The following is a 7,827-nucleotide window of genomic DNA, read 5'->3' as shown; positions in this document are numbered from 1 at the left end:
AGTTCAAGGCGCTCCCGCAATATCACGAGCCCGACTGGATCACCGAGAAATACGTCAAGACCGGCAAGTTGCCGCCGGTGAAAGACAGGCTGCCGAAAGAACCGCTGGTCTTCAAGACGGGTAACATGCAGGACGGCATCGGCGTCTATGGCGATACGATGCGCCATGTCATCGGCGGGCGGCCGGAAGGCTGGAACTACGGCGCCGGCCAGACGCAAGGCTGGGGCGGCATCGACATCGGCCTTTCCGAATGCCTGACGCGCACCGCGCCGCTGTTCCAGGTCGAGGCGAAGGACACCGAGCCGCTGCCGAACCTGGCCAGGAGCTGGGACTGGTCGAGCGATGGCCACAAGCTCACCATGCATCTGGTCGAAGGGGCGAAGTGGTCGGACGGCGTTGCCTTCAACGCCGACGATGTCATGTTCTATTGGGACGACGAGGTCGTTGATCCCAATGTCTCGCCGCTGAACGGTGCCACACAGGAAACCTTCGGTGTCGGCACGACGCTGAAGAAGATCGACGACTACACCGTCGAGTGGACCTTCAAGGAGGCGTTTCCGAAACAATATCTCTATGCGATGGCCTACGGCACCTTCTGTCCCGGTCCCGCGCACATATTGAAGCCGCAGCATCCGAAATATTCGAAGAACACCTACGACCAGTTTAAGAACGCCTTTCCGCCGGAATTCATGAACATGCCGGTGATGGGCGCCTGGGTGCCGGTCGAGTACCGGCCGGACGACATCATCGTCATGCGCCGCAACCCCTACTATTGGAAGGTCGACGAGAAGGGCAACCAGCTGCCTTACCTCAACGAGCTGCAATACAAGCTGTCGACCTGGGCCGACCGCGACGTCCAGGCGGTTGCCGGCTCGGCCGACTTCTCCAATCTGGAGCAGCCGGAAAACTTCGTCGCCTCGCTGAAGCGCGCTGCGGAGGCAAATGCGCCCGCACGCCTGGCCTTTGGCCCGCGGCTCATCGGTTACAATCTGCGCATGAATTTTTCCGCCAATGGCTGGGGCAACCCGGACGAACGCGGGCAAGCTGTGCGCGAGCTGAACCGCAACGAGGACTTCCGCAAGGCCGTCACCATGGCGCTCGACCGCAAGGCGCTCGGCGACTCGCTGGTCAAGGGTCCGTTCACCGCCATCTATGCCGGCGGCCTGTCGTCAGGCACCAGTTTCTATGACCGCGATTCGACCGTCTACTACCCCTTCGACCTCGAGGGCGCCAAGGCGGAGCTCGCCAAGGCCGGCCTCAAGGATACGGACGGCGACGGTTTCGTGAACTTCCCGGCCGGCACCGCCGGCGGCAAGAACGTCGAGGTCGTGATGCTGGTCAACAACGACTACACAACCGACAAGAGCCTTGCCGAAGGCGTCGTCGCCCAGATGGAAAAGCTCGGAATTCGGGTCGTGCTCAACGGGCTCAACGGCACCCAGCGCGACGCCTCGCAATATTCCGGCCGCTTCGACTGGCTGGTCCGGCGCAACGACCAGGAACTGACATCGGTGGTGCAGAACACCGAGCAACTCGCTCCCGTTGGTCCGAAGACCAGCTGGAACCACCGCGCGCCCGAAAGCGGCGAGGTAGACTTGATGCCTTTCGAAAAGGACCTCGTCGATATCGTCAACAAGTTCGTCTCGTCCGAGGACAATGACCAGCGCGCGAGCTTGATGAAGCAGTTCCAGAAGATTTCGACGGAACACGTCTACAATGTCGGCCTGACGGAATATCCTGGCGCGCTGATCATCAACAAGCGCTTCTCGAACATTCCGCAAGGCACGCCGATCTTCATGTTCAACTGGGCCGAGGATTCAATCATCCGCGAACGGGTCTTTGTCGCCGCCGACAAGCAGGCGAAATACGAATTGTTCCCTGAGGAGCTTCCCGGCAAACCCGGAGACAAAGGCCCGATGGACTAGGAGCCCGATGAGATGAATTAGGTTTACCTCCCTGACCAAGAGAACTCCGGCCGCGCCGCTGGCGCGGTCGGACAAAACCAACCTCCGGACGCAACCAAAAGGCGCGATCGGCGAGACAAGGAAGCGGACCGTCCATGCTGCGATTCCTGCTCACGCGCATAGCGTCGGCAATACCGGTCCTCGCCATTCTGAGCCTGGTCACCTTTGCCATCATCCAGGCGCCGCCGGGCGACTACGCCGACTACATCCGCTCGCAGCTAATCAACCAGGGCGGTGCCTCCTTCGCCGAGGCCGACGCGCAGGCCAAGGCCTATCGCATCGAGCATGGCCTCGATAAGCCGCTGCCCGTCCAGTATCTGAACTGGATCGGCGGCATCATCACCCGCGGCGATTTCGGCTACAGCCTCTACTACAACAAACCGGTCGCCGATGTGGTCGGCGAGCGCCTGCCGCGCACGCTCATTCTGGCGCTCGTCTGCCATCTGCTGGCCTCGGTGCTCGGCATCACATTCGGCATATGGGCGGCGACCCGGCAATACACCTGGATCGACTCGACGCTGTCGGCCATCTCCTTCCTCGGCATGACGGTGCCGCGCTTCCTGATGGCGCTGATCATCGTCTATCTCATGGTCTTCCAGTTCAACGTGTCGGAGATAGGCAGCTTCTTCTCGCCGCAATATGGCGGCGCGCCATGGTCGTGGGCCAAGTTCGTCGACCTGGTCAAGCATGTCTGGCCGGTCGTGGCGATCGCTACCTTCGGCGGTCTTGCCTACAATATGCGCGTCATGCGCGGCAATCTGCTCGACACGCTGAACGCGCAATATGTCGAGACGGCCAGGGCCAAGGGGCTGACCGGCGCCGCCGTCGTTATGCGCCATGCCGTGCCCAACGCGCTGCACCCGCTCGTCATGTATCAGGGCGTGGTGCTGCCCTACATGCTCACCGGCGAGATCGAGACGGCGATCATCTTCGCGCTGCCGACCGTCGGCCCGGCAATCGTCGGCTCCATGGCCGTCGGCGACGTCTATGTCACCGCCACCTTCATGATGGTCCTGTCGGCGACGCTGATCGTCGGCAACATCATCGCCGACATGCTGCTCGTCCTGCTCGATCCGCGCGTACGCCAGTTCGGGGAGGGTTAGATGTTGGCGCGCGATCCATCACCGCCACCGCTGCCGGCCGAAGGTCCCATCGTAGCCAAACCGGCGCGCGGCAATGAGAGCTACATCGCGCTGGTCTGGCGCCGGCTGAAGCGCTCCTGGACCGGCATGGCTGGGCTTTGGCTGGTCGTGCTGCTGCTGGTGATGGCCGTGTTCGCCGAGTTCATGGCGCCAATGGACCCGAAGGTCACGGATGTCGGTTTCGCTCCCCCGCAGTTGCCGAGCTTCTATGACAAGGACGGCGGTTTCGTCGCGCGGCCGAGGGTCTATGCGCTGGCCGATTCGGTGGACCTCGATCCGGTCACTTTCCAGCCCGTCGTCGGTCCCGACTATGACCATCCAAGGCTGCTTGGTTTCTTCGTGCATGGCGCGCCCTACAAGCTGTTCGGGCTGTTGCCGGCGGACCGGCATCTGTTCGGCTCGCTGGACGGCCAACCAGTGCATTTCCTCGGCACCGACAAATTCGGCCGTGACGTGCTGTCGCGCGCCATCCATGGTTCGCGTGTCTCGCTGATGATCGCGCTGACGGTCGTCTTCATCATCACCGTCATCGGCACCACCGTCGGCATGGTCTCCGGTTATTTCGGCGGCAGGTTCGATGTCTGGATGCAACGCTTCGTCGAACTGGTGCTCGCCTTCCCGCAGCTGCCGCTCTATCTGGCGCTGACGACGCTGATCCCGGTCACCGCTCCCACCAACGTCTTCCTGGCTTTCGTCATCATCGTCATGTCGGCGTTGGGCTGGGCGCAGATGTCGCGCGAGGTGCGCGGCAAGACGCTGGCGCTGGCGCGGATCGAGTATGTGCGCGCCGCCATGGCGGTCGGCGCCACCGACCGGCGCATCATCATGCAGCACATCTTTCCCAATGTGATGAGCCATGTGATCGTCGCCGTGACGCTGGCGATCCCGACGGTGGTGCTGCTCGAATCCTTCCTCGGTTTCCTCGGCTTCGCCGTCAAGCCGCCGCTGATCTCGTGGGGCCTCATGCTGCAGGACACCGCGACCTATTCCGTCATCGGCACCTATCCCTGGATACTGTCGCCAGTCGGTTTCGTGCTCGTCACCGTCTTTGCCTTCAACGCGCTGGGCGACGGCCTGCGCGACGCCGTCGATCCCTATTGAGGTGGCACAGATGTCCGTCGCGTTCGCCGAATCCTTCGCACCGATCGTCCGCCACGACCATGACGGGCGCCAGGACCAGCCCATCATCGACGCCCGCAATGTCGCGGTGGCCTTCAAGGTCGAGCATGGCGTCGTCGAGGCGGTCAAGGACATCTCGTTCCAGCTCTATCGCGGCGAGACGATAGCGATCGTCGGCGAATCCGGTTCCGGCAAGTCGGTGACGGCGCGCACCGTAATGGGACTGCTGTCGCGACGCGCCACAGTGTCGCCCGGATCGAGCGTTTGCTATGACGGGCAAAACATCCTGAAATTTCCTGAGAACGCCCGCCGCAAGCTGCGCGGCAACCGCATCTCGATGATCTTCCAGGAGCCGATGAGCTCGCTCAACCCGATCTATACGGTCGGCAGCCAGATCGTCGAGGCGATCAGGGTGCATCGCAGGGTCAGCCGCAAGCATGCGTGGGCGCGCGCACTCGAACTTCTGCAGCACGTGCAGATTCCCGATCCTGTCGCGCGGCTCAAGCAGTATCCGCACCAGCTATCGGGCGGGCAACGCCAGCGGGTGATGATCGCCATGGCGCTGGCCAACAATCCCGATGTGCTGATAGCCGATGAGCCGACCACGGCGCTCGATGTCACCGTCCAGGCGCAGATCCTGAACCTGATCCGCAGCCTGCAGAAAGAGCTGCGCATGGCGGTGATCCTGATCACCCACGACCTGACCGTGGTGCGCCAGTTCTCCGACTACGTCTATGTCATGCAGCATGGCGAAATGTGCGAGCACAACGTCACCGAACGGCTTTTCGCCGATCCGCAGCATCCCTATACAAGGCGGCTTCTCGCTTCCGAGCCGCACGGGCAGCCGAAGCCGCTGCCGGAGGGCTGCGGCACCATTCTCGAGGCCAGCGGCGTGCGCGTCTCATTCATGCTGCGCCACGGCACTTTCCTGAAGCCGGATTGGCGAGAGCTGGTCGCCGTCGACGATCTCAGCCTCAGCCTGTGCCGCCATGAGACGCTGGGGCTGGTCGGCGAATCCGGCTCCGGCAAGACCACCTTCGGTCAGGCCCTGCTTAGATTGATAGACGCCAAGCGCGGCGAGATCCGTTTCGACGGCAAGCCGATCCACGGCCTGTCGCGGGCCGAGATGCGGCCGTTGCGCTCGCGCATGCAGATCGTCTTCCAGGATCCGTTCTCCTCGCTCAACCCGCGCATGACGATCGGCCAGATCATCGAGGAAGGGCTGATCGTCAACAGCATAGGGGCGACGCGGCGCGAGCGGGTCGAACGGGTGCGCGATGCGCTGGTCAGCGCCGGCATGCCGGGCGATATACTGTCACGGTTTCCGCACGAATTCTCCGGCGGACAGCGGCAACGCATCGCGATCGCCCGCGCCATCGCATTGGAACCCGAATTCATCCTGCTCGACGAGCCGACATCGGCGCTCGACCTTTCGGTCCAGGCGCAGATCATCGACCTGCTGCGCAAGCTGCAGGACGAGCGCGGCCTCAGCTACCTCTTCATCTCGCATGACCTCAAGGTGGTGCGTGCGCTATGCCACCGCGTCATCGTCATGCAGAACGGCAAGATCGTCGAGCAGGGCCCCGTCGACGACGTCCTGTCCAATCCCAAGACCGCCTACACCGAACGGCTCGTTAGGGCCGCTTTCGACGTGGCCTGAACATATGCCGGAGGTTAGCATGGCAAGAAATCCCAAGATCACTTTCATCGGCGCCGGCTCCACGGTGTTCATGAAGAACATTGTCGGCGACGTGCTGCAGCGCCCGTCGCTTTCTGGCGCGACCATCGCACTGATGGACGTCAATCCGCAGCGGCTGGAAGAGAGCGCCATCGTCGTCAACAAGCTGATCGCGACGCTCGGCGTCAAGGCGAAGACCGAGACCCATTCGGACCAGCGCAAGGCGCTGGCCGACGCCGATTTCGTCGTTGTCGCCTTCCAGATCGGCGGCTACGAGCCCTGCACGGTCACCGACTTCGAAGTGCCGAAGAAATACGGCCTGCGTCAGACGATCGCCGACACGCTCGGCGTCGGCGGCATCATGCGGGGCCTGAGGACCGTGCCGCATCTGTGGAAGGTCTGCGAGGACATGCTCGCCGTCTGCCCGCAGGCGATCATGCTGCAATATGTCAACCCGATGGCGATCAACACCTGGGCGATATCAGAGAAATATCCCGAGATCAGGCAGGTCGGCCTCTGCCATTCGGTGCAGGGCACGGCAATGGAACTGGCCCACGACCTCGACCTTCCCTACGAAGAGATCCGCTATCGCTCGGCCGGCATCAACCACATGGCCTTTTATCTCAACTTCGAGCATCGCCAGCCGGACGGCTCCTACCGCGACCTCTATCCCGATCTCGTACGTGCCTATCGTGAGGGCCGCGCGCCCAAGCCCGGCTGGAATCCGCGCTGCCCTAACAAGGTGCGCTACGAGATGCTGACCAGGCTCGGCTATTTCGTCACCGAAAGCTCGGAACATTTCGCCGAATACACGCCCTATTTCATCAAGGAAGGCCGCCCGGACCTGATCGAGAAATACGGCATCCCGCTGGACGAATATCCCAAGCGCTGCATTGAGCAGATCGAGCGCTGGAAAGACCAGGCGCAGGCCTACCGCTCGGCCCAGCGCATCGAGGTCGAGGAGTCGAAGGAGTACGCCTCATCGATCATGAATTCGGTGTGGACGGGCGAACCCTCGGTGATCTACGGCAATGTCCGCAACAATGGCTGCATCACCTCGCTGCCCCGGGATTGTGCCGCCGAAGTGCCGTGCCTGGTCGATGCCTCCAGCATCCAGCCGACCTATATCGGCGACTTGCCGCCGCAATTGACCGCGCTGATCCGCACCAACATCAACGTGCAGGAACTGACGGTGCGGGCGCTGATGAGCGAGAACCGCGAGCATATCTATCATGCGGCCATGATGGACCCGCACACCGCGGCCGAGCTCGATCTCGACCAGATCTGGTCACTGGTCGATGATCTCTTGGCTGCTCATGGTGACTGGCTGCCGGGCTGGGCGCGCAAAAACCGCAAGAACGAAGCCGCCGCCTGATCGGCGGCGCTCGGCCTTAATTCGGAGCGTCGGGGTCCGTCTCTTCCTCGTCGTCGCGGGCCTTGATGACATAGGCGCCCTTCAGCCAGCGGTTGAGGTCGATGTCCTTGCAGCGCGTCGAGCAGAACGGAAAGGTGTCGCGCGCCGAGGGCTTGCCGCATTCGGGGCAGGGGCGCTTCGGGCGCAAGGGCGTGACCTTGGAGTCGGAATTCACAGCCGGGTTCCCGCCAGCCAGCCGCCATGCACCTTGAAGCCTTCGCCGCTCAACAGCGCGACGGTCTCATACAGAGGCAGCCCGACGATGTTGGTGTAGGAGCCGACCAGCTTGACGACGAAGGCGCCGGCGAGACCCTGGACGGCGTAGCCGCCGGCCTTGCCGCGCCATTCACCTGAGGCGACATAGGCGTCGATCTCCTCGCGCGGCAGCCGCTTGAAGCGCACCCGCGTCTCGACCAGCCGCTGGCGCAGCTTGCCGCCCGGCGTGATCAGGCAGATGCCGGAATAGACCCGGTGCGAACGGCCCGACAACAGCCCGAGGCAGTTGGCGGC

At 63.0% G+C, this 7,827-nt stretch carries 7 protein-coding genes; 5 read left to right on the top strand and 2 right to left on the bottom strand.

Annotated elements, in window-relative coordinates:
- The 5 genes from EN935_RS14015 to EN935_RS13995 all read left to right on the top strand — a co-directional run.
- Window positions 1-1,925 (top strand): ABC transporter substrate-binding protein (locus EN935_RS14015; protein ID WP_164771126.1); only part of this gene is annotated, 1,925 nt, incomplete at its 5' end.
- Window positions 1,926-2,059: 134 nt separating this feature from the next.
- The gene (locus tag EN935_RS14010; protein ID WP_127262341.1) at window positions 2,060-3,067 is read left to right on the top strand and encodes an ABC transporter permease; all 1,008 of its coding nucleotides are present in this window, start codon (window positions 2,060-2,062) and stop codon (window positions 3,065-3,067) included.
- Window positions 3,068-4,207 (top strand): ABC transporter permease, encoded by a 1,140-nt coding sequence (locus EN935_RS14005; protein ID WP_126067675.1) that lies wholly within the window; start codon window positions 3,068-3,070, stop codon window positions 4,205-4,207.
- A gap of 10 nt (window positions 4,208-4,217) precedes the next feature.
- Window positions 4,218-5,885, top strand: coding sequence for an ABC transporter ATP-binding protein (locus tag EN935_RS14000; protein WP_127262342.1), 1,668 nt, complete (start codon window positions 4,218-4,220; stop codon window positions 5,883-5,885).
- Between the two features lie 19 nt (window positions 5,886-5,904).
- Window positions 5,905-7,278, top strand: coding sequence for an alpha-glucosidase/alpha-galactosidase (locus EN935_RS13995; RefSeq protein WP_127373383.1), 1,374 nt, complete (start codon window positions 5,905-5,907; stop codon window positions 7,276-7,278).
- A gap of 16 nt (window positions 7,279-7,294) precedes the next feature.
- Here EN935_RS13995 and yacG read toward each other — a convergent pair whose 3' ends face one another.
- Both yacG and EN935_RS13985 read right to left on the bottom strand, forming a co-directional pair.
- Window positions 7,295-7,492 (bottom strand): DNA gyrase inhibitor YacG, encoded by a 198-nt coding sequence (gene yacG / locus EN935_RS13990; protein ID WP_023809262.1) that lies wholly within the window; start codon window positions 7,490-7,492, stop codon window positions 7,295-7,297.
- The coding region (locus EN935_RS13985) for a Maf family protein (protein WP_206534516.1) at window positions 7,489-7,827 on the bottom strand (339 nt) is incomplete at its 5' end. The genes yacG and EN935_RS13985, both read right to left, overlap by 4 nt.

The organism is Mesorhizobium sp. M7D.F.Ca.US.004.03.1.1 (assembly GCF_003998635.1).
Taxonomy (GTDB): Bacteria; Pseudomonadota; Alphaproteobacteria; order Rhizobiales; family Rhizobiaceae; genus Mesorhizobium; species Mesorhizobium loti.
The sequence above is the reverse complement of the archived record's forward strand: the minus strand, read 5'-3'. Positions and strand labels throughout refer to the sequence as shown.

Excerpts from the sequence above, each read along its gene's own strand:
- EN935_RS14010 (WP_127262341.1), top strand. The coding sequence starts at position 2,060 with ATGCTGCGATTCCTGCTCACGCGCATAGCGTCGGCAATACCGGTCCTC.
- EN935_RS14005 (WP_126067675.1), top strand. The coding sequence starts at position 3,068 with ATGTTGGCGCGCGATCCATCACCGCCACCGCTGCCGGCCGAAGGTCCC.
- EN935_RS14000 (WP_127262342.1), top strand. The coding sequence starts at position 4,218 with ATGTCCGTCGCGTTCGCCGAATCCTTCGCACCGATCGTCCGCCACGAC.
- EN935_RS13995 (WP_127373383.1), top strand. The coding sequence starts at position 5,905 with ATGGCAAGAAATCCCAAGATCACTTTCATCGGCGCCGGCTCCACGGTG.